Here is a 26108-nt window from a genome sequence, read left to right as displayed (position 1 = left end):
TATTCTTCCTCTGTATTTTTTCTTAATCTGTGCTTCAGTGAATCCCTCGTATACAGCAAGCACTTCAGGAAACCCACTAAAACACATATCAATTATAGTGTCATCTGTTGTTCTAATATAGAAATACTTAACCTCACTCACCCATCCATGTAATTATTGTGTCAATAGTAACTCTTAATCTCGTAAATGATGAAATACTCGATATTGAAAATATTTATAAGGAAAAGTTGGGTACACGTGAATACATATATAATACGAATTAGTAATTTTTAATATAAAATAGATAATAGATTATAATTTGTCTTTAAAATTCACATATAAAACCACCTATTTTTTAATAGTTGGTTTTTTCAATTTAATTTAAGATACTATAAAATTATTTTTCACCTTTTAAATTCAGCACTTATTGGCATATGGTCACTGAACTCAATCCACTCTTCATAAGAACCTATTTCAATAGATTCTAATTCGTTAAGAAATATTTCAGAGGCAAATAGACAATCAATATGAAATGGTCTCGCTTTTTCTTTTCTAAAATAATGGGTCGCTTTTAACTCTTCACCTTGTTCTTCCTCAGAAAAGTGATGATATGCACTCTTAATCCCATATCCTTCAAGAAATTCAACCACCTCAGAATGTGTCTTAACTCTTTTGATTCGATCATATAGCTTACAACTGTTCCAGTCACCTACAATAATACATGGCTCATTTAATAAAGATGCATATTTCTCTAATGCTAAATATATTTGTCCTATGTAACTATCATAACGTTTTTCACCCTTTTGTGACCAAACAGCAAACATTATAAATTCTTGTTTGTCAGCAGAGACTTTTATTGGAACAATATAGGGAAATGACCTATCATAATCAGGATGAATTTCAATTTGATACCTTTTATCAAAAGTAATTATTCCAATACCCTTGTTTGGATTATCGCCATCCCATAAAAATTTTTTGATACCTTTTTCTTTGTCAATTTTTCCCCATTTTTCCGATTTTTCACACTCTGAAATTACCAATATGTCTGCTTTAAGCGGTAATATTTTATCGATTTTCTTCCTAAATGCCATGCCTGCATTCCATGCAACTATTTTCATTTACCCAGCTCCTATATGTGACTACATAATATTATACAACCCATCAACACCCTAATATTTTTTCACATCCGAAATAATTGATACATACATATTCAAGTAAAAAAGGTCATTGAAACAATGACCTTTACCTCTCATGTATTTACAACCTTTCTAACTATTCTTTGGTTTGTTTGCTGGAAAATTAAAAGCTTTAAAAACTTCTAAATGTACTCCAATAATTTGCCCCTCTATAAAATCGATAAATTTATTAATCTCTATATCAGGTGCCTTTGAATTGAGAGTGAAATCATAAGAAACAATGGCTTTAGCACCATCAATGTCATAGTATGTTAGATTAAATTTCGGATGATTTTCTACTCCTTTGACTAGTTCATCAAAAAAGTCTTTAATTGAGAAGCCATACACCTTTGGTCCCTCTCTCTCTTCAATCACTTCTACTTTAAGTTTCATATCTTCAATTTTAGTAATATTTATTTGAACTTTCTTCATAAGAGCAGTTTTTGGTTCGCCATAATTTACAAGTGCATAAGTAGTATTCATTTCAAATTGTCTTAAATCCATGTTCACCGCTGCCTCCCTGGATAAAAACACTCTCATAATTATATCCCCCTTCTAAAGTATTTGACAAAATAAACAACGGATATATAAGCATATTTGGCATTACTACCAAACATGCTTATATCATTTTAACCAAGACAACTCCTGCCTCAAGGAACGTAAAGTGAGACGATGGAAGATAGATTAACTTGGTACAAGGGATGGCAGGATGCCATCTTAATTGTTTAACAGATAGTAAATTGTTACTTGACAATTTTTCATAATCACTTCACTACATATCGAATGTACGTTTGGTTTATAATAGACATATATCGAAATGGAGGTGAAACAAATAATTATCAATAAAGCATATAAATTTCGTATCTATCCAAATAAAGCACAAGCGATCCTAATCAATAAAACGATTGGTTGTTCTCGTTTTGTATTCAATCATTTCCTATCTCTATGGGATAACGCATACAAAGAGACAGGGAAAGGTTTGACATATGGTACATGCTCTGCCAAACTCCCTGCCATGAAAAAAGAGTTTATTTGGCTAAAAGAAGTAGATAGTATTGCGATTCAGTCGTCTGTTCGCAATCTGGCGGATGCGTATACACGATTTTTCAAAAAACAAAACAGTGCTCCGTGTTTTAAATCTAAGAAGAACAACATACAATCTTATACCACAAAACAAACAAATGAAAATATTGCCGTTATAGGCAACAAAATAAAATTACCAAAACTAGGTCTTGTTCGATTTGCTAAAAGTCGTGAAGTAGATGGACGTATTGTAAATGCTACAGTTAGACGGAACCCTTCTGGTAGATACTTTGTATCGTTATTAGTTGAAACAGAAGTGCAAGAACTTCCAAAAACACATTCTTGCATTGGAATTGATGTAGGACTAAAAGATTTCGCCATTTTGTCAGATGGAACAATCTACAAAAACCCAAAATTTTTCCGATTTTTAGAAGAAAAGTTGGCAAAAGCACAGCGTGTGCTTTCGAGAAGAACAAAAGGTTCCTCTCGATGGGATAAACAAAGAATTAAGGTAGCTAGAATTCATGAATATATATCAAATGCTAGAAAAGATTACTTGGACAAAATTTCAACTGAAATCATCAAAAACCACGATGTTATCGGTATAGAGGATTTGCAAGTATCAAATATGTTAAAGAATCATAAATTAGCAAAAGCAATTAGTGAGGTTTCCTGGTCACAGTTTCGAACAATGTTGGAATATAAATCAAAATGGTACGGCAAACAAGTCATTGTTGTATCGAAAACATTTGCTTCCAGCCAATTATGTTCTTGTTGTGGATATCAAAACAAAGACGTTAAAAATCTAAACCTACGTAAATGGAACTGCCCTTCTTGTTGTACACACCATGATAGGGATATTAATGCAAGTATCAATATAAAAAATGAGGCAATAAGACTTCTAACCGCAAGGACTGCGGGGTTAGCCTAATAAATTAAAGTTCAATAGAACTTTTTACTTAGGAATCACCCTCTTCTAAATGAAGTGAAAGTGGGGGTAGTTCAAATTTGTATCTTACTAATCATTTCTGACCTCGATTTAAATCATTCAGTTCATTCATCTCCATCTTATTTAGTACACTACAAATGACTGTTATCTACCTTACTTTTTAACTAAAAAAGCTGCTTCAGCATATTTACCTGAAGCAGCTCTTGTTATCTCAAAAATGGTAATGGTGCTTGCTGAATTCCGTTTTGAGTTGAAATATAAAAAGATTTTGCGAATCCTTCACCGTGAATACATTCGTCTATTACGAGCATTATAGGAATTTTTCGTAAGTCTAACATTAGCTCCTTTCTAACATGTTCTGCTAAAGCAAGATTTGATATAGATAAAATAAAAATGCCTGGTAAACTCTTCGTATTTTCGAAGTTCAATAAATTATTTGGTCCATTTTGAATTTGATCTTCCCAAATTTTCAATCGCGATTTTAAGTGCTGTGCATATCGCTGCCCCTGTTGCACCCTTTCAAATATGAAGTTTTGATTTCCAATTGGAGTTTTAATTTCTCCAACAGCAATTGGATTATATCCCCTACCAGTACCTTGTAGCTTCGGATACCAGCACCAATTTTTTAATAACTGTTGGCCTACTGCAAACTCATATTTTATCTGATTCATAGTGACAAATCTCTGTACACCCGCCACCCCAAGTTTTAACCACTGTTCTGGCTTTAATGAATAGTTTGTATTACGGTTATGATAAGCCCACATCATTAAATGACCTGCAGTATTTAGTGTAATTGGAGCAGAGGTTTTAGGTTGATCCGGAAATAGCCCCGATTTTATCTCCCATCTACTAACAAATCCATACAATACTAGCTTTTTCAGCGATTCGGAAACCTGAGACCTACTAATTTTAGACTCCACAAAATTTTTAATTTGAGCTTCAGTAATTGCTAATGAATCCCAAATAAGCTTTAGTATTAAATTGTCTTTTTCATTTATAAAACCTGAATTAATTCTGTCATAAATACTACGTAAGTCTGTGAGTGGTTTGAATTTATCTGGAAGAATTGGTCCCCCCTGTAAAGAGGGGTCATCCCAAAGTGATAAAGATTGGTCCCTATTAAGCCAATATTGAACCGCCTTTCCATTCTCTTGTACGGAAACCTGCGGCGCACTCATTAGTTATATAAAAACGCCGTTGGGTCGTTAACTTTTTTGCGTCCAAAAGGAAACTTGAAGATAACCCCCGACCCTCTCTCTTTTTCTACATCCACATTCACAATTCTCATACTTACTACTTCATCCAATACTGGCTGTTCGATTGTTTTAGGGACAATTCCTTTAATTGTGCAGCCTTGGTCCAATTCAACAAAAACTCCAAAACGCGGGTCAACATTTACAACTCGCCCTACAATTGTGTCCCCTTCAGCTAATTCAGATAACAACTGATAAGGATTTTCCACTGCCGCTTTCCTAGAAACGTGAATTAGTCGTTGCTCCGGATTAAATTGTAGAACCTTAACTGGGATGCGTTCACCAATAGGCGCATAGCGATCCACAGCGTTTTTATATACCCTTCCATAGTTTAGTTCATGTAATTTCATGAAGCATTCCGCACCATTAATGCGTAAAAATATAGTAGGAACCTGAGCGTTCATGTTGTACCCTGTTACTTCTGCTTCGTAAGTTGGCTCTTGCAATTTTTCATCCTGCTCCAATTCTATTAATTCACGAATTAAAGCGTCTGCCGATCTCCTACTTGCTTCTTTTACTGATACCTTAACTTTATTAACATCCAGTTCATCAGACATCTGAGTGATTACTACATTAAAAATATTACCTGTGAATTGTGTAATACTTCTAAAAGAATAATCTGAGAAGTCTTCTTTTTTACAAATACCTATAATCTTACCGTTTTCAAGGGCAAACTCAGCGTATTCAGTATCTGGATCTTCTTTATCATGTCTTTTAACCGTTCTCAATACTGCTTGAATTGGCTCTTTATATCTACGTAGTGCCTGTAGCTTTTCATAAGTTTTTGAATCCATAAAAATATCTCCTCTCCCTCGTTCAATATTTATAAAATTCAAAAATAATACTTCTACTTGGATTATTGATATTTTTAACTGAGAAACTAAGTGTTTTAGAAATATTTTCTAAAATTTTTAAAACTAGTTCTGATCCTTATCTTATTTGTAAAAGTTAATGTTAAAATAGTTGTATATTTAATCAATTAAATTTTTATCAAAAACTAATCCAATATGAACTATTCTTTTATTTTCAATTTTGATTGGAAGGGGAAAAAGAATGCGTAAACTGTTTAATGAAAAAAGGATATTAGAAAAAGAAACCGAGGAAGGTTCGCTTTATTTCATATTACCTACAGAGGCATTTCAGAAATACGTAGGACTTTGGGGGTATCTAATACGACCTGGAGAATTTCATAAACCTGTGAAGTGGGTAAATACATATAAAATGCACTCTTTGGATTCCTACGTATTACTAAATGAATTTAACCCTAACGAATATGAATACATGATTTTTGAAGAGTTTGGTTTAGCCAAACAGCTAAATCAAATATTGACTTCTCATGGAATAAATATAAACAATAGCTTTGAAGAGTTTTTGAATATAGCAGAAATACCAGCGGCAGCTGTAGAAGAAGTAAGAGATTGTTTAATTAAAAATGAGTGTATGAACATTTATCCAGAAGATTTCCCTATTGTAGATGGGTATGAATATGCATTTGCAGGAGAAAAGAAAAAATTCATTGTTGAAACTGAAGATCATTATGATGATGTTACTTTGTATGATCAAACCCATTACTTTTCCGATCATTACATTGTGGAATCATACAAAAAAACAATTAACGGGCAACATACATACTTATACAAAACACATTACGATGAGTGGTATCAACTTTATTCTTTAGACACAAGTGATAAGTGCTGGGTTTTTAAAGAAGTCTATGAAGAAGTCTATGAAGATGAATTGGATAACCTACCACTCTCCTCATATGAAAAAATGATAACTGAAAAAAGAGAGATTCCACAAGAAGAAATAAATTATCAATTAAATTTAAAGAAATTACATGACCCTAATACTGAATGTGATTTTTATTACTCTGACAAGATATTTGCTTTAGGCTTCTTAAATAATGGGGGAAGAATTAATGTAGTAAACATTGATGGAGAATTAAAGCGGTATAGCGAGATGGTTTTTAAAGGGGAACAGCCATTCTCAAAATGGGACGATTTAGTATATGTAGGTACAGCAGCGCAAAAGGAAATACAAGAAGATATTCTAACAGAGCAAGAAATGATGCAATTTGCTGTTTATATGAGAGAAAAAAAGGGTAAGTCTTCATTACATTAATTTCTTACGGGGGTCCCGCCACATCGCTATCAAGCTAAAGATTTATTACAACCCCCAGAACGAAATTTTTAGACTGTCCTGTAATAAAAAAGTTGGCTGTCTGTGTGTAACTTCTCAATGATTTATAAAACCCACCTACGAAACCGCCTTCTATTGTAGAGTTTTTCCTGTATATTGGAAAATTAAATTTGGAATGTACCTAATTTAACCATTTAGTATATAATAGTATCTGGAAAATAAAGGGAAATAAAAAAGTTTGTTTTTAATTATAGCTCTGGATATTTCTCAGTGTGTATTAGTATATTGAGTTTATAAAGGACTAATTAAATTGTAGATTGGGAGAAGATTAAATTGAAAGTGTTTAATAAACAAGTGCTTCGTTTTATTTTAGTGGGATGCACAAATACCCTGAATTATTACATATTCTATCTTTTATTAAGTCAATTAATAGGGTTAAATTACTTATCAGCACATATTATTGCTACTGTAATAGGCATAATAGGTTCTTTTTTTCTAAATACGTACTTTACTTACAAAACAAAACCAACTTTAAAGAAATTTTTACAATTCCCATTAACATATGCTGTTAATATTGTAGTTACAACTATCGGCATTTATATTTTAGTTGACTTAGTAGGTTTAAATGAAATAATTTCACCTTTCCTAGCATCACTGACTGCGATACCTTTTACATATTTATTATCGAAAAAAATATTAGTTACGAAAATTGCATAGGAAGCAACATTTTATACCTAATGAAACTTGTAATGGATGAAATGGCTGCATAATTGAAGTGAAATAATAGTGAAGACTGGTCTCTTAGAAACCAGCTTTTAAAATACTAACTAAAAATGTGTTTTTAAGGGTCAATCAAAATAAACAATACAAATACCCTCTAAAATGAAAAAATGCGCTATTCTTTCTGTAGAATCCTAGGAAAGGATGGCGTATTTTTGTAACGATGACATAAAGTTTGGTAAATTAATATAGATAAACTTAATAAATTTTCATCTATCAACTATACCGAAGTCATATTCGCTATAATCAAATAGTTAGAGAAAAATTTATACTTGTTTCTGTTGTTAGGTTTCCTTAGCGTGACAAAATTCACATTAGTTTATGCTGGAATTTGTTTAATAGTAAATGTTCTCCAAATAGTTCTTCAATGTGTTGCTTGAATTGTTCGATATGTATATTTTCCTCTCCCTTTATAATCTCATTCCCGCAAAAATTATAATTCTATGACTCTATCGCATACTTGTGCTACATATGGATCATGCGTGACAATAACAATTGTCTTTCCCTCTTTATTTAGATTTTTTAAAATTTGTATGATTTCATTTCTATTGTTATCATCTAAAGAGCCTGTTGGTTCATCGGCCAATATTAACTCGCAAGGCTTTAGAAGTATCCTTGCTATGGCAACCCTTTGTTGTTCACCACCTGAAAGCTCGTGTATTTTTTGCTGTAATGATACGCTCAGTCCAACTTTTTCTAAGGCGGCTGCTTTTAATTCTTTCTTTTCCGTCTTTGTTTTTTTTGCATAAATCAAGGGAATTTCTAAATTTTTATTTACAGTATCATTGTCGATGAGTGCATAATTTTGAAAGAGATACGACATTCTTGTCCTCAGAATCTTATTTGCTTTACTAGAACCCATATTAGGACTCTCTGCACCAAATAATTTAGCGACTCCGCTATCTGGGTTCTCTAGCATTCCTATAATATTTAGAATCGTTGTTTTACCAGATCCGCTTTTTCCAGTAATCGCAACCATTTCCCCTTCATAAATTTTTAAATTGAACTCATCTAAAACTGCATGATTTCCATAACTTTTACAAACATCTATTAGTTCACATATATATTGCATGCGTTTATATTAACCTCCCTTTATCACCGTTTTTTTATTTCTTCGTTCCATCGTGATTAATGCAATAATTGAGGCGGTAAATTCAATTAAAATAAGCATTGCCACCACTGTAAGTAATTTCAAATCAAACTCTTTCTTTACGATGAAGCAAATTGATAGTTGTACAATCCACATTAATACAAATTGCAACATGTATCCCTTATATGTTCTAAAAAAATCTACGCCAAATAAGCGATGTACCACTATTTTCTGCTGATTTTTATTGAAATACACAATAATATTCTGTGTTACCAAAAATAATATGCCTACAATTAGTCCACTAGTAACCGTTAATAGTATTTTCATTGTTTTTTGCAGATTATATATATCTTTTGAAATATATTGGTCAACTGTTACAAGATATCTTAAATTATCATCTAATCCTAATCTTTTAAGTTCTGGCTCTAGTGTCTTATACGTTAATCCTGCATCTCGCTTTATCAACTTAATTTTTAAAGGATCCTTCGCCCCTCCGCCTAATATAAGATCTCTTTCTCCAACAAAACTATTCTTCTCTGTCATTACTTCAATAATTTCATCTCTAATTTTGTTATTGTCAGATTTATATACATCTGGATTGAAACTAAAGATTTCCTGATTATTCTTTATCCAAATAATGTCTATTTTCCGATTGCGTAAATGATTCGGGACTTCTCTGTGCATTCTTTTTTCTTCATATTCTATTGCTGGCTTTCTCCATTCTTCAAAAAAGCGAAGAATTTCTTTTTCCCTGTTCTGATATTTTTCAGGTACTAATAAAATCCAGTTTTCCGTATCTTCTGAAACTTGCACGCGCTGATTATGTATGTCATATAGCGGAAATTCGCGAAGGTAATTATTATTTACGGTAACTGACCAAATTCCTTTATAATCTTTATTTCTAGACAATTCTATTTCTTCATACTCCTTGGAATCAATTAATACCGCTCCCATTTTATTTAAAATAGGATACAAATCACCATTTATACTTGACTCCGTTTTATGCATCCCTTGTTGTTCTTCATCATTCCCTACAGAAAGCGGATAAAAGACACCATAATCTTTGTTTTTCTCCCAGTTTTTTAAATTCACTTGTTTTTCTTTCACTGTAATATATTGTTCTAAAATAGACGTCCCTAATAAAACAAATATAATAGAACAAGTAACTTTCAACAGCGTATTGAATACAAATATACCTTTTGTATCTTTTCTATTTTTAATCATTTGATTGACTTTAATTTTAGAAATATAAAAATATGAAACGAGAGATAATATTGTAATAATGAGATACGTTTTACATTGATCGAACATAATGGTGTAGATAAACCCTGAAGTTACATTTTTTACGAAAGCAGTTGCAAGTACGGAAATACCTATCGATAAAACAAACATACTAGCAATGGTTCTACCTATAACGATAAACCATAAACGCACATTCGATACGCCGTGCATTTTTATTACGCCAATCCTTTTCGCTTCGTTAAATACATAATAAATGAGAAAACATAGGAGCACAATAAACACCATATACTGAATATAGGATAAAGAATTAATTGGTGAATCGAGAGCTTCTTCGTTATTACTAAGATTCCGTTTAAAATCGTCAGCAACAATATACTGTTTCGGCTTAAAATGCTGATTTAACTTTTTAGAGAAAAGCTTTAAAAATACATCGTATGATTTATCATCTACTCCTTCTACAACATATCTTCCTGCCATAGGTAAATGTTCGTACGACGTTTGAAGCGGTTTAATTGTAATCACATGATTATCTCCAAAATCTTTTATTATTCCCTTTTGTTTTGTATCTTTCGTATGTACTGTCGATAAAAAAGCATTACCTTGGAATGTGTCTATTGGCTTTAACACATCCCCCCCACTTAACTGAAACTGTTTAAAATATATCGTTTCAGTTGTTAGTAACACATACTTCAAAATTTCTGCCTGTTCATCTTCATGATACGCAACATTTGTACGAAAAATATTTGTATGTGACTCCTTTGCTGCCTCGAGTAATATAGGATAAATTTCACTAGGATTCGCAAAACCCAGTACATTTGGGATAACAAACTCTTTACCTATCCTCTGTTCTACCTTTTCCATTTTTTCGAATTCTTTATGATCCGTTTGTTGAAATGCAATAAAACCTGACAATATAGACGCTACAATAAGAAAAAACACAACTACTTTTTTCATAACACCCTCCCCTGTAATATTTTAGTATATTTCAATAAAAATGGAAACATCAGGGTGAATGTTGTCTATATGACTTTATTTTCAAACATTATTTTTCATTTCAAAATGGCGCACCGCCCCATGCCTATCAACTTAAGAAAAATAAATTTTCCAAAACGAAAAAAATAAGCTGACTCCTCAAAGTAACTACCTGTAGAGAAATAAAATTTTCGTTTAGGGGGTACTTCAAAACCTTAGCTTGATGGCGATGTGGTGAGACCCCATGCCCATCAACTTAAGAATTTACTTTACCCCCAAGTGTAAAAAAAACGCCATCCTTTCCTATAAGTCTACAGAAAGAAAGCGTATTTTTTCATTTTAAGGGGTATTTTATTTTGTTAGCTTGATAGTGATGGGGAACAACCAATTTTTTAATTTGATAGCGATGTGATAATACCCCTAATAACCAACATGTTTATAATTCTTTTTTGTTTTTCTTATCTGAATTTTTCTTTATAAAATTCATTATTACAACAAATATCAGAAATAGGGCTATGCAAGAGAGTATTACAGTGTATTTAGTTGAAAGGTAATCAGTTATCATTTTTAATCTCCTATTCTACATGAAAAATTAGTATTAAAAGTATTTTTTTACTAAATTATAATATTATTTTTGAAATTTATATATATCAAGACATACGATTTAAGGCAATTTTAATAAAAAATTCATTTGAAAGGAAAATGGTTAGGATGTGAGTTCAATATGATTCGAAGGGAGAGAATGAAGTACCATCAAGACTTTCACCAAAATCACAAAAAGTCATACAAGGGATAGCACTACCCATAAAGCACAAAAGACGTTATCCTTTCTGTAGAATCATAGGAAAGGATGGCGTTTTTGTATGTCTATTTCTGTATCCAATGAATTACAATTATTTGCTCAAGAGATTCAAAGCTTTTTATCTCCAAATACCTTACGGAATCTTGCCAGAGATGTTGGTTTTGTACAACGAACCAGTAAGTACCAAGCAAAAGATTTAGTCGCTTTATGTGTATGGGTGAGCCAAAATGTAGCTATGACTTCTTTAACTCAGTTATCTAGCTGTTTAGAAGCATCAACAGAAGTACTCATCAGTCCTGAAGGACTGAATCAACGGTTTAATAAGGCGGCCGTCCAACTTTTACAACACCTACTATCCGAACTACTAAGCAAAAAATTGGCCGTATCTATGCCGATTTCTTCTCCGTACACTTCTGTTTTCAAGCGTATTCGTATTTTAGATTCAACTGCATTTCAACTCCCGGATGTATTTTCTACGGTTTATCCAGGTGCAGGAGGCTGCAGCCATACAGCTGGGATAAAAATTCAACTTGAGTATGATTTGTTAAGTGGACAGTTCCTTCATATTCATACAGGTCCAGGTAAACAACATGATCGCACTTACGGCTCTTTGTGTGCCCCAACTGTGACAGCGAATGATTTATGTATCCGAGATTTAGGTTATTTTCATTTAAAAGACCTTCAATATATACAAGATAAAGAAGCCTACTATATCTCTCGTATCAAGTCGAACACACGTATATATCAAAAAATCCTAACCCTGATTATTTTCAAGATGGAAGAATCAAAAAAGGGACAGAGTATATACAGATAAATATGGAGGCCTTAATGAACTCTCTTCAGCCAGGACAAACATGTGAAATATTCGATGCTTTTGTAGGAATGACTGATAAAGTACCAACCCGCGTGATTGTTCATCGGCTAACAAAAGAACAACAACAAAAACGATTACAAGATCAAACTGTAAGAGAAAAAAAGAAAGGAATGAAGTATTCTCCTCGTAGTAAACGGCTCAGTGGTATCAATGTATATATGACAAACACCCCTACAGATATTGTCCCGACGGGACAAGTACATGATTGGTATTCTTTACGTTGGCAAATCGAAATTTTATTTAAAACGTGGAAGTCATTCTTTCAAATTCATCATTGTAAAAAGATAAAACCAGAACGATTGGAGTGCCATTTATATGGTCAATTGATTGCCATTCTACTCTGTTCTTCTATCATGTTTCAAATGCGACAATTGCTCCTCATGAAGAAAAAACGAGAGCTTAGTGAGTATAAAGCCATATATATGATTAAAGACTATTTTCTTCTTCTATTCCAAACTATACAAAAAAACACCCAAGAGCTATCAAAGGTGTTACTTCGTCTGTTCAATCTTCTACAGCAAAACGGGCGGAAATCTCATCGATATAAGAAGAAAACGGTCTTTGATATATTAGGTGTCGTTTACAATTGTACTATGTCGGACAATCAAGCCGCTTAATTCAAAAAAGTGAAACCCGTTAGGGTTTATTTCGCATGCAAATCTTTCAATCACCTACACTTGCCCTTTAGAAAAAAGAAACAATCTCGCCTAAAATTGACTTTGTATAAGCTTAGCTTGATAGCGATGTGGTGAAACCCCTTACGTATCAAAAATAACTACTAAAAGCAAAAGAGCCCTCTCTATTCAAGAAAAATAGAAAAGGCTCTTTTATTATTAATTTTTAGTTTATGGCATTTGATCTCGTAAATCTGCTAACGGGATAACCTTGTCAACGAGCCATAATTTCTTATTTCCATCATAAATTAAATTGATTTGCATTAATGACATGTTTTCTGATGATACACCATTGATAATCATTTTACTTTTAACTTTAGCAAGTACGTTTGCTTTGGTGGTATCGATGAAAGCATAGTACAATTCGCCATCAATGTACTCTGATTTAAAAGCTAACTTTTTCTTATCTTTTTCTTCTGCAGTACTTGAAGCAGGTGGGTTTGGTGCACCAGGAGGCGTCAATTCCTTCTTCGCATTTGGAGTTATATACGCTTCAACATTTGTAAGATATGATTCTCCTTTGCCAGTATCATATGTTCGGAACGCTTTCAAAAACCTCTCAGCTGCTTCCTTTACCTGTTGTTGATTATTACTCTTTAAAGCTAGTAATTCCTTCTCAGTATCCTTATATCTTGATTCTATTTTTAGTATTTTCTTAGACAACTTTTCCTTTTCATCTTTGATTTGGGCATTATCTGCGTTTATTTTTAAATTTAATCCTATGCTACCTATAAGCAATACGATTAATAAAATTGTTGTTTTTTTCATTTCACCCCTCCTATCTTGCCACCCTACCATAACCCGCAAAATGCTGTTGCCAATACGGTGTATTTAAATCTGCATAACCTATTGGATCTCCTGCATGGAACATACGATTGTTACCAACATAAATTCCAATATGTGAAATGCCTGGTTTATACGTACCTTGGAAAAATATTAAATCCCCTGGTTGTGGATCATTGGTTCGCTGTGTCATTTTAAATTGTGTTTCTGCAGTACCAACTAAATTAATACCTGCTTGCCCATATACCCACTGAATGAGTCCACTACAATCAAATGATGATTGTGGTGTTCTTCCTCCCCAAACGTAAGGCCACCCCTGATATTTAATGGCTTCATCCATTACCTTTTTAAATAATTCATCTCCGCCGGCTACTGGTCCACCACCACTACCACCTTGATAATATCTTAGTACATGCGGAACATAGTCTGGATCACCATAGCACCAATTATTAGCTACTGCCTCTGCACTTCGCCAAGAACCACATTTATAACCAGTTTTCGCTGTCTGTTCTGCAGAAAACGCTCTTGCATTCGCGTGAGAATATCCTCCATTAGAAAGTGCGTAGTTTGCATAACCAGTTCCATAGTTGTAGCACTGTAATGTAATATTTGGATCGCCGTTGGATTTTTTATGACAATCTGCAAAATGCATTAAACCATATTTAATACTTTCTTCTGGATCTGTAAAATAACCAGGAGGATGATTTTGTGATTCGGAACTTTGCATAACGTCCAACTGGGTTCCAGAACTTTCTTGCTGAATAAGTGCTAATATTAACGGGGTCATCGCTTCTATGCCGTGTTGGGCTGCATATTTCCTTACTAACGGCTCCCATCTCATTACTTCAGGACTAACACTTGCAGTACCTGGTGTAAAAGGGCCACCAATTCCCCCAGGACTGACTTCATCCTCACCCATTGTAGCAGTTAATAAAAATATCACTATACCTAAACCCGCAACAGCAGCCAAAATCACACCGGCTATTATTAATAATGGTTTTGCAACAGCAACTGTAGCTGCCTTTTGAGCTACTTTAACTGCTACTTTCTTCCCTACTTGTGCAACTGCTTTACCCGCTACTTTTGTACCTTTACCAGCCGCCTTCCCTAAAGAATGGCCTGCCTTTTTCAAGGCAGGCTTAGCATTCCCTAGTTCAGCTTCAGGATGATGTTCATTTTCAAAGTCGCGATTTGGTTCCGCACTCAATGTATAAACCCTCCCTCATGAGCTGAATTATTTTGGTTTTATGTTTTCTTTTGCTTTTACATTTTTTAAAGCTTCTTGTTGTGTTTGTGCTTTTGCATTAACTTTCTTAATATCTGCTCCTTCTTTTACATGTTGTTGATTATTCACTTTAGGAACATTTTTAGTTTGTTGTTGATTAACTGGTTTTACCTCTACTGGCTTTTGTGGTGTACTCACCTGGGAAGTAGTGACTGGCTTACTCTCTATTGGGTTCGCTGGCAATGGTGTTGTTCCTGACTGTGGTGGTGTGATCGGTTTACTCTCCACCGGATTTGCCGGCGATGATGGTGTGACTGACTGTGGTGGTGTGATCGATTTACTCTCCATCGGATTCGCTAGAGATGATGGTGTGACTGACTGTGGTGGTGTGATCGGTTTACTCTCCATCGGATTCGCCGGCGATGATGGTGTGACTGACTGTGGTGGTGTGATCGGTTTACTCTCCATCGGATTCGTCGGCGATGATGGTGTGACTGACTGTGGTGGTGTGATCGGTTTTGTTTGACCAGTTGGTGTTTTAATTGTTGCTGCTGGTTTTGCTGCTGCTTTTACATCTTCTTGCTTATTCTCAAGTCCACCATTATTTTGACTTGCTACTGGTCTAACTTGAGCTTTTACATCATCTTCTTTACTATTTAATTCCTCATTTGATTGCGCTACTGGTTTAACATCCGCTTTTACATCCTCTTCTTTACCTTTTAGTTCTGCCTGTTGCATTTCAGTGTCATTACCTTCATGATTCCCTCGTACTGCTAATTCTGGATTCTCTTTAGTCGCGGCTACTTCTTCCTTAACCCGTTCTTGCTCTTGATTACCTTTTCTATCGCGAACACCTAAATTTTCTTCTTTTTTCATTTGATTTATATTTTTTTCTTTTTCTGCTTGCATTTGTTCTTTTCCCTTGCGTTTACCATCTGCTACCTTTTCTTTTCTATCTGCATAGTTTTCTTTCAACTGTTTAAACTTACTGTAGCCTGATTTACCCACTTTTCCTGCCACCGCAGCACTTGCAAGACCCGCGGCGCCAGCTACTGCTACACCTCTTCCAACTGTCTTAGATCCACGTCGAACATCACGATATTTTTGCCTAATATTACTCATAGCATCTGATGCGCGTGCTGCTCCTGCACTTGCTGGTACTGTAGTAATAGCATCGAAAATTGTTTTACGGTATAACCACACACCCAAGAATGAAAGTATTTGTAGTATAGCTACAACTAAGTATCCATACTTATCAGTAGCACTGAACAAAATTGACGATACCCAGAACATTAAAGTTACCAGGAAACCAATTGCAACTTTCATAAGCAGCGTTCGGAACAATTCAGATAAAAATTTCTTAGCTGTACCAGTCCACGCAGGTACTAAAGCCATCAATAACATTACAGGTGACATTAGCGCTACGATGATAAACATTAATTGATAAAATAACATCGCCATACTGCATAATCCCAATACAATCCATAAAGGAGCATTGATAACACCTAGTAGTAATATGAGTGCCCCTCGCTCAAAAGTAGCATCTAACGAGAGTGTTTGGTTTTTCTGAACCTCAACTTCATCCTTTAAAAGAGCTTTTCTTTCATCAGGATCTGTCGTTGTTAACATTTTCTTTATTCTTTCATCTCCGATTTTCTTCATATCTGTTGTACCAAATTGTAATAATGTATAAGGTTGCTTTATTAATAGAGTGTGTGTTAAATCAGTAATGGAATCGACACCGCTTGAATGTCCTTCATTTGCTCCACTAATACTTTGAGTTGTATCAAGAACAGTTTTATTTACTTGCTCTGAAAAATTGTTTAATCCTTTGATGATATAACTTGAATTCGCAAAAAAACCTAGGGTAAAAACTAAAATACCTAATGCTTTTAACAATCCACCTAGCATCTCTGACTGGCGTCGTTGTACAAAGCCTACCCAGATAACCCAGCAAGCTAATAAAGCTAGCATGAGTCCAATTAGTTCACTATATATTCCATTACCCCAAGAACCATTGAACCCTGCTGCTTTAGATATTACCTCACCCAACTTATCTCCAACATCAGCAACTATATTTAAACTCATTGATTGGCCTACCAAACTTGTGACTAAACTACTAATTGCAAGGTTTACTGTCCATGCAATACTAATCAATATAAAAATAGTTGCTACAATTTGTTCTTTAATATTATCTTTCCATTTCCAAAATTTAAGAGATTCTCCAAATCCACCTTCTGGAGTATAAACATCGATGCCATAACTACTTGGTGGATATTCCTCAAATTTTAATTTTTCTTTACTTTTAGGAATAATGTCGTCAATAAGGGAGGGTCTGGGTTCTTCCTCTGCATAGACTGGTGTAGTTTTAAAAAGTAAATTAAATACTAAAAGCAAAGTACACATTAATAACAATAAGGTAATAAACTTTTTCATTACATGCTACTCCCCCTTTAGGGAAACCTATTAATCTTTTGAACTAAACTCATTAGTCGGTTTAGTATTTTCTAATTCATCAATTTCATTTCGTTCAGGGCCGGTATAACTTCGAACTTTGAACCCATCTTCTGTACGAACTACTCTTACCCATTTCACCGCTTTATCGATATTCTTAGGAGGCTTCTTTGAAATAAAGTTATACATAATTGTGTCCTTATCTACCACATATTCTTTTACAGTATAATCTTTGTAAGATAAATTATTTTGAGGTCCTTTATTAGGGTCTAATATTTTATTTTTCTCCCCATCGACAACTAATTTACGTATTGTTTTATAATCATGTTGTAAGTCGGCCTTTACAAAGTCCAACATCATTTCTCTAGGAGTGTGCCCCTGTTTATCTTTTTCTTCTCCTACATTTGTTTCGCTATTTCCACATGCTGCGCTCAAAATTAGAGCGCCAGCACATAGGCTAGATAGCATTAATTTTTTTAGTTTAGTTTTTACCATATTAACTCACTCCTACATTTATTTTTTCTCCCCCTTCTTCGACAAAGGTTGCATTAACTTCCTGCTTTTCATCATCATTTGACTTTCTATAATTCTTTCTTGCATTTGGTCTTGTATCGAATGCATCGTATAAATCCTTAAACACTACATCCATTGTGACAACACCTGTTCTTCCTTGGATATCTTGGAACAAGCATTGTCCTGTTTCTAAATTAGTAACAATCGCATGATTTTCCTCATTATCAGGTAATCCAAAGAAATCTAAGATTGAAGAAATTTCTTTACTGTCTGTGTTACGGAATGAGAACTTCATACCGATATTATTCTTAAATGTCTCATCTCCAAGGTCACTTGCACTTTGAGTAGCAAAGTATACTGCTGAGTTTAAGGCACGACCTTCACGAACTAGCTTACGAGCTAACTCTCGCCCTTGAGAAGTTCCCATGATTGCCCATGCTTCATCTAATAGAACAATTTTGAATTTAGTAGGATCCTTTTGAAAGAATTTTCTTGCAAAAGAAGATAGAGACATCAGCATACTAACTGATAAATTTTCTTGTAAGGTATAATCTTTCGGATCTTTTTGAATATCTGGCATATCAAGATGCTGAATTTGTATGATATTCACTGCTGTATCAAGTTCAATATCTCTATTTGTTCCATCACCAAAGATTAAGTGTGCAAAGGATAAATTCTCAAAAGCTTGAATATGAGCAGCTAATTGTTGATCCACTTTATCCTCACTATCTTCAAGGTATTGAGATACAGCTGTTAAGCACGGTTCTTCCATCCCTGCAACAAATTCTACAGCCGAAGCCAAACGCGGGAATTTTTCCGAGTTATCAGGTTTAATACCTGTAATGAAAGTAAGAATTGTCATTGCTAACTCAATTGCATCTTTTCGGCTATGTTTATGAATGATAAATGGGTCTAGTTTCCCTTCATCTCGTCTATCAGTACCTAGTGTAATTACATTTACCTTACCTTCTAAGCCGTGTAAATCTTCTGTCCAGTTCCCCCTCTCACCTTTTGGATCGACTATCAGTGTTTGGGCTCCTCCCAGTACCGCTAGGTAAACAATTAAGTTTGTTCCAAATGATTTACCAGAACCAGTACTTCCTGTTACTGCAACTGAAAGTGCGCTTGTTTTTTGATTTGCAACGGTATTTGTTGCTGCAAGTGAGGGTGTCATATAAACTGCTTTGTTTAAAATACCAGTTGTTCCAATATAAAACCCGATATTATCTCCTAAATCTTGTGTTGCACCAAACATACCGGCCGCCAGAACTCCAGGCTCCATAAAGTGTATATAATCATTTACATATCTTTTAGCACCAGGGATAAATTCATTAAACAGCAAGAACTGGTCTCCATATGGTCTTACTAGTTCAATCATCATCTCTCTATAAATGGAAATGAGTGAATTGGTATTTCGACGCATTGTATCCAAATCTTCAGCACATATACAGAAGGATACCGATGTCTTAACAAGTGGCATACGTGTCTTTTGTATAAGGGCCTGTAATTCAGTAGCTTCTTGAACACCTTCATACACGTTTAATCCAACAGTTTGTGAATTTTCCCTTGCATGTGCTTCTTGATCTTCTAAATCTTTTTTCTTTTTATTTAGTTTAGATAGAGCTTTACGATGGTTAATATTTTCTGTACGTACACTTAGTTCGATTGGGAAATCTATATTTTGGATCATATACATCCACTCTTGGTCTGGAAACTCCATTGTATATGGAATCTTGGATGCCGATAAGAAACTCATATATGCTGGATAATCTAATCCATCAGAACCAATTTGGGACATTTCTATATGTCTTCCTTTAACCTCTACTTCTGATTCTGTTAAACGTAATAAACTCTCTTGATTCGGAAAGATTGCAGAATCGTCATCAATTACTGGTGGCGTCCATCCTGCTGTAACAGGTGCTTCCAATGTACGATAGAAGTTTCGTAATACAATCCATTGCGTTTCATTCGTTTCTAAACTTCTTACTGCTAAATGTTTTCTTATTTTGTTTCTAAAGGCACTAGCTTCCCGCTTATACATCTCCAAATCAGTTTTTAATATTTTGGTATCACCAAGTAGTCCAAACTGTTCTGCAGTGTTTTTAAAGGTATGAAATGCAGTGTACAGCATTTCCTTAAGTCCTTCTTGTATGTGTCTTACTTTTAATTTCACACCTATAAAATAGCGATATTCTACAGCGTTTTTACCAAATTTTCTTTCTAACTCATGGACAACATCATCAGTATGATCGATTGCCAGCTCTTTTAATTCTCCACTGATTGTTTGTTTAAACTCATCGGCTTTCTCTTTAAAATTCTGATAAACAGGTATCATTAAGAGGTGTTTTTCTTCTTCATAATTCCAAAATAATCCGAGTTGTCGCATAAACAACGTATTTTTATCATCGTCTCCTTTAAATTCGTAAGGAATCCCGTATGCCTCATAATACGCCCAGCAAGAACCATCTTGGTTAAAAATCAAATTTTCATCAAAGTATTTGACTGGAAATTCAACCTGATTCATTTGTGCCTCCTTAGAGAAGAATATGAGACTAAACTAATTCTTCCGTATAGATTAATTAATTACTTTTTCTTAATTGAATCATCCTTAAATCGAACTACTGTCTTATATTGATAGCTTCCAATATTGCCAGTTGTATCTTTATAACGACTCAACTTCTTTTTTTCAAATGTAAATACAAAGAATCGATATATAAATTTGTGTGGACTTTTTCCATCCAATTCTACATTTCCAAAGAAGTACGCTATACCACCAGGTAATATTAGATATTTGAAAAAGACGTTGTTTCCTAATGGTAAAATCTGTTCTAAGAATATTATTATTAATAGTGTTCCAACAAAAATCCCCAGCTGTCTGTAAGGTACAGGGAAAGGGAGTGTTATATCCCTTATCCCATATAAACTCTTAGGAATATCCCAGATAGAGTTGTAAGTCCTTACTTCCTTGCGAGTCGGTTTCTGAGTCACTTATACCAACTCCTTAAAATTTCTATTTTTTACAAATGATCATTTAAATAATAAATTATATAATTTTGTTCCAAGGTCTTTGAATACATCTGGAGTGAATACAAACACAGATACAATCGCACAAAGTACTAACCAACCAATTAGACCAGCCATTTGTCTTTTTACAAGTAAAACTATTACACCGATGATTGCTACAACTAAAAAAATGGGACCTAACTGAGCTACTAACCAGTTTTTTGCATTCACTCCAAAATTAATGTTGCCTAAGACCGCTACATCCGTAATAGCAGGTAATTGCTGAGCAACCATATCTAATCCCAAAAGCTCCATAATTATTTACCCTCCACTTTCTCTAATGTGTTTTCAAATTTCTTCATAGAGCTAATTGAAAACTTGTTATCTTTATTTACAAGATTTAAATCATATGTGTATGTGTACTCTAAGCTGCTATCATTGTCTTTTAACTTAGCATCAACTAAGACTCTGTATCCTTTATCCTTATCTTCGTAAATTCGTAGGTTTTCTAATTTGCTAAATGTCATAATACCTTTTAATCCATTTGTTATATTACTTTTTTCAAAGTAATAAGCTATTTCTTCTGGTGTTCCTTCTGTATACACTTTAAATACAGATTGTAAAAATTGTTCTACTTTTTTAATTTCTGCATCTGTATTAATTTCTCGTCCTTCTGATTTGAAAGTGGCTATTTTATAAGGTGCCTTTTCTCTCTCTCCATGAACGATTGTAGGATTGTTAGGGACTACCATCTTCCCTTTCTCCATTAAAATCGGTATAGAGAAGTACCTTGTAACTTCTTTTGGTTCCTTTGGTGTGTCTGGTGCTTGTGTTGTTCCAGGAGCAGGATTATTTACAGGTTCTAGTTTCTGAATGATTTTTAATGTAACTTCTGCTTCATTTCCTTTTTGTCGGACCTCTACTGCTTCCGATTTAACTAAAGTACTAGAAGCGTTTTTTAAAGTATCTCTATTTAATCCACCTTGCTCATCGGATCCTTCAACTAGAAATTTCTCTAATCGTTTTTTTCGCTCTTCTGCTACATTCATATCAACTTTCCAATTAAAATAATTAGTGGCAAAACTATTCGCATATGCAATTAATTCTGCTTCTGACATTTTAATTTTTACGGGTTCCTCTTTCTTTTCCTGAACAGCTACTGCTCTAGGAGGACCGGCAAGTTGGATAAATGAAAGGGAGCTTCCTGCAAACACGAATCCCATCACACACCAAAATGTAACCTTACCTACTTTTCTTCCTGTTATTGCTGGAACTTTCTCCCTTGTTTTTCGTTTCTTCTTTTCTTTAAGAGCTTCTGAATTTTCTTGCTGCATATCTAATATTTCGGTTGTTTTAGTCTTTGCTTTTTTAAAGAATGTAAATTTCTTTTTTTCGGGGTTTTTCTGGGATTTCTTTTTTACCATGTCTTCACCTCTCTTTTTAAATGGTTAGGAGATTACAAATTTCATTGTAATTTCCACTAATCAACTATCTAATTTAAGTATGATTTACTTTTTTCGAAAATCTAAGAGAAATAAAAAAAATTTATGTTTTATATCAAAATTTTTTTAGAATGATTAAAACTAAATATAATGTTTATTAAAGTACATAAAAAAACCAATTCCATTAAGAAATGAAATTGGTTTTACACAGGATCTGTTCTCTATAGTAAGTATTACACAATATAAAAACCTAATATAATATATATCTTTAATATATATAAAGAAAAAAGATAAAACTTTTATACAGAGAAAAAATCGTCCTAAAACATTGCTGTGGTAAGGATTCGTAATTACTTTAGCCATAAAAAATCATAAAAAGTAAATACTGGGAACGTACTTAATGAGCGGGATGAGGATTTAAAACTACAAATTATCGTAAAGTAGGTATATAAAAACTACATATAATCATCGTTAGTTTGATGCAAGTAACTGTATAAATAATAAGTGCATATTTTAATGACTTACGAACAAACTTTCCACATTTATAAAAAAACTGTACACAATTTATTAACAAATTGGTTAAAGTTAGGAACAGAATTCACTTTTTAAACAGAATTAACAGATGTTTTTCTGATTTTAAGTAGATTAAAGGCAAGAACATGATAAGAACAGTAATTAAGGCTTTATATTATACACATCAGGTCAAAATTATTAAGATATCAACAGAATACTGAAAAATATTTCTGCTTTTTTGTAGATGAAAAGATGAAAAGGAGATTGATAATTCAGAATAAATAACTTAGAAATTGTGAATATCTCAATTTGTTTCACATGCACTGTATGTAATTGCATAAAAAATAGAGAGTTGTGATCATTAAATTTGAAAACTGACTCTCTACTTTGCTTGAAGTAATACACTCCACAAGTTATCTCCAACACGAATAGCCCTCCACTTTTGTTTTTTTCAAAAGTAGAGAGCTGTATCATTACATTGCTGGAAGCAGCTGATCAACCGTATGTGGTACTTCACTTGTTGAACGGTAATATGCTTCTAAGGACTGTAGAAACTGAGTTAAATTAAAGTCTTCAGGGACCTCAATTACACGAATCTTTTCCTTCGGCAATTTATCAATTTTTTCAATGAACAGTTCACGAATTTCACTAGGGATTTGATTTCCCTTATGCCCACTAGACTTTAAGAGTTCGCGTATTTCAATTTCTAATGCTGTATATGCGTTAATGTTTACGCCTTGCTCATAAGCATATTTTCTAAATAGTGATTCCTCTTGATACTGCATGTAGTTACGATGGTAAGCATCTACGGTTACAGGTACAGCATATTTCGCATGAAGCAGGTCATGCGCTTTACGGAATAGCTTTTGAACATTGCGTAAAGAGTATATAGCAAAATGAGTACCAAATTTAAAAATGGCCTCTTCTTGTTCATGTTTAGGTACATTGTGTGTAATTAAAGAATAAATACCAGTTTTAGCAGCTGTATCTAATACACGGTATTGAGAAGATTGCTTTAATAATTTACTTAGTGTATAAACAAGCTTTTTCGGATACCCTTCTTGTCGATCAATCATTTCTCGTAAGCCACGAACTACTTGGCGAATTTGACGATGACAAGAGTGTTTTAAAACGTTTATGAATTGGTTCATATCCTTTGCAAATTCAGCAATATTCATTTCAACTAACAAGTTTTCTATGAATTTAGCTTTACGCTTATATGTATCTCGTGGTGTAAATGGCTCACGGTATTCTGCTCCTTCTTCTTTCGCGCATAAGAAATCAGGATGTACAGATAAATGCAATGTTGTGTATTGCTTTTTATTCTTCTTCCCTTTTTCTAACTTGCAAATTTTAAATAAAGGAGATCCAGTAGCAGATAGCTTTGTTTCTAGTTCCTCAAGTACAGCACGAATCTGATGCGGGTATTTCTTATGTAAGTAACGATACATTCCACCAAAGTGAGTTGAATTACCTTGCTCATCAACTTTAAATAAAGAACGTTTCAGGGTAGTTTCGCGTTTCTGCTGCATTGCTACATCCATGAATAGTTTCTTAGCTGCAATGGATAACTCAAAGAATTCTTTGGTAAATACTATCGGGCTAATAAATGTATAGGCATTTGCTTTATTTGTTTCCTTATTCATGAAATCATTTAAGATGATTTTATATTTACCACTGTACTCATTTTCGATTGTAATGATGTTATGGAAACTTAATTTTTTCAAAGCCACATAAAATTGTGAGTGGTGAATATGTGCAAATGCTTCTTTATAATTTTTATAATCTTCCCAAAGCATATGAATTGATACATGTGAAAGCTCACCATATGTATTACATTTTTTATGAAGAAATAGAAATACTTCTAAATCAGCATTTGTAATTCCATATAACTTATGTTTTCTGCCTTCGTTTTTATCAAATTCACTTACTTTATCTACAATCTTTTTCATTTTCAGTGAAAAAGATGGCTTTGCTTTAGCGACAAACCCCTCTTCATCTGCAATTCGTTCTTCATAGGACATTGAATTCACAATGTCTTCTAAATAAGTATCTTTAAAACTATAATACTTACCTTCTAAAGCTTCTACTAACTTTTGCCATGATTTAATTGTTACAATTACCGGTGTTGTTGTTTCACCATTTAAACTTCGTTTGTTCTTTATAACGAAAGATTTTGCCATCTTTTTCACCTCCTTATATATTAAGTTGCAGATTTCCCCACAATTAGATATAGATTATCATTTTTGATTATATCAAATCGAATACTGGTGAAATCTGTCCCTTTAAGAGAGAAAACAAAAAAATGAAACGTGCCTCTATCCCTTGTGCGACAAGGGGTTTGACGTTTCATGAAAAAAAGTTTGTTGCCACCATAGGGCTATGAAATTTTTTGAATATGAAACGTATTATGTAGTGGGATAAATCTCCCGAAACCATTGATTTTATAGGGTTTTCATCTAATTTTGTTTGAAAGTTGTAGCCATCATATAGCTATAACGTTTCATGTTTTTAAAACAAGTTATATTTTATTGGAAACTGATGTAACCCTTGGTGTGTATGGCTTTGTTGGGGTTTTTGCAGTGAAAGTTGTAGCCATCATACCGCTATAAACGTTTCAGTTCGTTTCATGTTTACTGCCATCATATAGCTATAACGTTTCATGTTTTTAAAACAAATTATATTTTATTAAAAAGTGCTGCAACCGTTGGTGTATATAGCTTTGTTGGGATTTTTAAAGTGAAAGTTGTAGCCATCATATAGCTATAATGATTTTTGCGTATTTTCTTTCATATTTTATGAAATGGCTTTATATCAACGTTTATTACTAATTTACATAGAATAAAAAAAATTTTAGTCAAATGATTTTCAAGATATTCTCGTTTCATTTTTTCAAAGTTGTAGCCATCATATAGCTATAACGTTTCATAAATTACGAAATTGTAGCCATCATATAGCTATTAATTATTAAAAGTAAGAAGTAATAGCCGTGATAAGGCTATACAGTTTCAAGTAAGAAGTAATAGCCAAGATAAGGCTATGTAGTTTTAAATAAGAGTTAATAGCCCTGATAAAGCTATACAGTTTCAAATAAGAGCTTATAGCCGTGATAAGGCTATATAGTTTCAAATAAGAACTTATAGCCATGATAAGGCTACATAGTTTCAAATAAGAGCTTATAGCCACGATAAAGCTATATAGTTTCAAGTAAGAAGTAATAGCC

General features: G+C 33.5%; 18 protein-coding genes and 1 pseudogene. 4 read left to right on the top strand and 15 right to left on the bottom strand.

What is annotated here, in order from left to right:
* Positions 1-383 precede the first annotated feature (383 nt).
* Positions 384-1097, bottom strand: coding sequence for an endonuclease/exonuclease/phosphatase family protein (locus JDS82_RS27720; RefSeq protein WP_199714271.1), 714 nt, complete (start codon positions 1095-1097; stop codon positions 384-386).
* A gap of 150 nt (positions 1098-1247) precedes the next feature.
* Positions 1248-1694: a hypothetical protein gene (locus JDS82_RS27715; RefSeq protein WP_199714270.1), complete on the bottom strand. Its 447-nt coding sequence runs from the start codon at positions 1692-1694 to the stop codon at positions 1248-1250.
* Positions 1695-1986: 292 nt separating this feature from the next.
* On the opposite strand from JDS82_RS27715, the gene tnpB reads away from it, so the two are divergent.
* On the top strand, positions 1987-3108 hold the full coding sequence (gene tnpB / locus JDS82_RS27710; protein ID WP_199714274.1) for an IS200/IS605 family element RNA-guided endonuclease TnpB: 1122 nt from the start codon (positions 1987-1989) through the stop codon (positions 3106-3108).
* 224 nt (positions 3109-3332) lie between these two features.
* Here the strand turns inward: tnpB and JDS82_RS27705 are convergent, their stop codons facing one another.
* Positions 3333-4304 carry a hypothetical protein gene (locus tag JDS82_RS27705; RefSeq protein WP_098058697.1) on the bottom strand — a complete coding sequence of 324 codons (972 nt, stop codon included), beginning with the start codon at positions 4302-4304 and terminating at the stop codon, positions 3333-3335.
* Positions 4304-5173 carry an RNA-binding protein gene (locus tag JDS82_RS27700; protein WP_199714269.1) on the bottom strand — a complete coding sequence of 290 codons (870 nt, stop codon included), beginning with the start codon at positions 5171-5173 and terminating at the stop codon, positions 4304-4306. The genes JDS82_RS27705 and JDS82_RS27700 overlap by 1 nt, the downstream gene beginning before the upstream one ends.
* A gap of 259 nt (positions 5174-5432) precedes the next feature.
* Between JDS82_RS27700 and JDS82_RS27695 the strand changes: the two genes are divergently transcribed.
* Entirely contained in the window at positions 5433-6500 is a 1068-nt protein-coding gene (locus JDS82_RS27695) for a hypothetical protein (RefSeq protein ID WP_199714268.1), read from the top strand.
* Positions 6501-6851: 351 nt separating this feature from the next.
* The gene (locus tag JDS82_RS27690; protein WP_199714267.1) at positions 6852-7235 is read left to right on the top strand and encodes a GtrA family protein; all 384 of its coding nucleotides are present in this window, start codon (positions 6852-6854) and stop codon (positions 7233-7235) included.
* Between the two features lie 496 nt (positions 7236-7731).
* On the opposite strand, the gene JDS82_RS27685 is transcribed toward JDS82_RS27690, so the two are convergent.
* Both JDS82_RS27685 and JDS82_RS27680 read right to left on the bottom strand, forming a co-directional pair.
* The gene (locus JDS82_RS27685; protein WP_098058694.1) at positions 7732-8370 is read right to left on the bottom strand and encodes an ABC transporter ATP-binding protein; all 639 of its coding nucleotides are present in this window, start codon (positions 8368-8370) and stop codon (positions 7732-7734) included.
* A 9-nt stretch (positions 8371-8379) separates the two neighbouring features.
* Entirely contained in the window at positions 8380-10584 is a 2205-nt protein-coding gene (locus JDS82_RS27680) for a bacteriocin-associated integral membrane family protein (RefSeq protein WP_098058693.1), read from the bottom strand.
* A gap of 881 nt (positions 10585-11465) precedes the next feature.
* Between JDS82_RS27680 and JDS82_RS27675 the strand changes: the two are divergent.
* Positions 11466-12895: pseudogene (locus JDS82_RS27675) on the top strand (IS4 family transposase).
* Positions 12896-13123: 228 nt separating this feature from the next.
* On the opposite strand, the gene JDS82_RS27670 reads toward JDS82_RS27675, so the two are convergent.
* The 9 genes from JDS82_RS27670 to JDS82_RS27630 form a co-directional block, all read right to left on the bottom strand.
* The gene (locus JDS82_RS27670) at positions 13124-13720 is read right to left on the bottom strand and encodes a hypothetical protein (protein ID WP_199714266.1); all 597 of its coding nucleotides are present in this window, start codon (positions 13718-13720) and stop codon (positions 13124-13126) included.
* Between the two features lie 10 nt (positions 13721-13730).
* Positions 13731-14942, bottom strand: a complete 1212-nt coding sequence (locus JDS82_RS27665) for a bifunctional lytic transglycosylase/C40 family peptidase (protein WP_074651255.1) — start codon at positions 14940-14942, stop codon at positions 13731-13733.
* A 27-nt stretch (positions 14943-14969) separates the two neighbouring features.
* The gene (locus JDS82_RS27660) at positions 14970-17396 is read right to left on the bottom strand and encodes a CD3337/EF1877 family mobilome membrane protein (RefSeq protein ID WP_199714265.1); all 2427 of its coding nucleotides are present in this window, start codon (positions 17394-17396) and stop codon (positions 14970-14972) included.
* A 30-nt stretch (positions 17397-17426) separates the two neighbouring features.
* Positions 17427-17909: a hypothetical protein gene (locus JDS82_RS27655; RefSeq protein ID WP_098058691.1), complete on the bottom strand. Its 483-nt coding sequence runs from the start codon at positions 17907-17909 to the stop codon at positions 17427-17429.
* Between the two features lies 1 nt (position 17910).
* Entirely contained in the window at positions 17911-20451 is a 2541-nt protein-coding gene (locus JDS82_RS27650) for an ATP-binding protein (RefSeq protein ID WP_199714264.1), read from the bottom strand.
* Between the two features lie 59 nt (positions 20452-20510).
* Positions 20511-20915, bottom strand: a complete 405-nt coding sequence (locus JDS82_RS27645) for a TcpE family conjugal transfer membrane protein (RefSeq protein WP_000192353.1) — start codon at positions 20913-20915, stop codon at positions 20511-20513.
* Between the two features lie 39 nt (positions 20916-20954).
* Positions 20955-21245 (bottom strand): hypothetical protein, encoded by a 291-nt coding sequence (locus JDS82_RS27640; protein WP_064472982.1) that lies wholly within the window; start codon positions 21243-21245, stop codon positions 20955-20957.
* Positions 21246-21247: 2 nt separating this feature from the next.
* Entirely contained in the window at positions 21248-22354 is a 1107-nt protein-coding gene (locus tag JDS82_RS27635) for a conjugal transfer protein (protein WP_074651753.1), read from the bottom strand.
* A 1004-nt stretch (positions 22355-23358) separates the two neighbouring features.
* Positions 23359-25068 (bottom strand): hypothetical protein, encoded by a 1710-nt coding sequence (locus JDS82_RS27630; protein ID WP_199714263.1) that lies wholly within the window; start codon positions 25066-25068, stop codon positions 23359-23361.
* Between the last annotated feature and the right edge of the window lie 1040 nt (positions 25069-26108).

Origin of the sequence: Bacillus cereus group sp. N14 (genome assembly GCF_016483555.1) — a bacterium.
Lineage (GTDB): Bacteria > Bacillota > Bacilli > Bacillales > Bacillaceae_G > Bacillus_A > Bacillus_A wiedmannii.
This window is presented reverse-complemented; position numbering and strand designations above follow the sequence as displayed.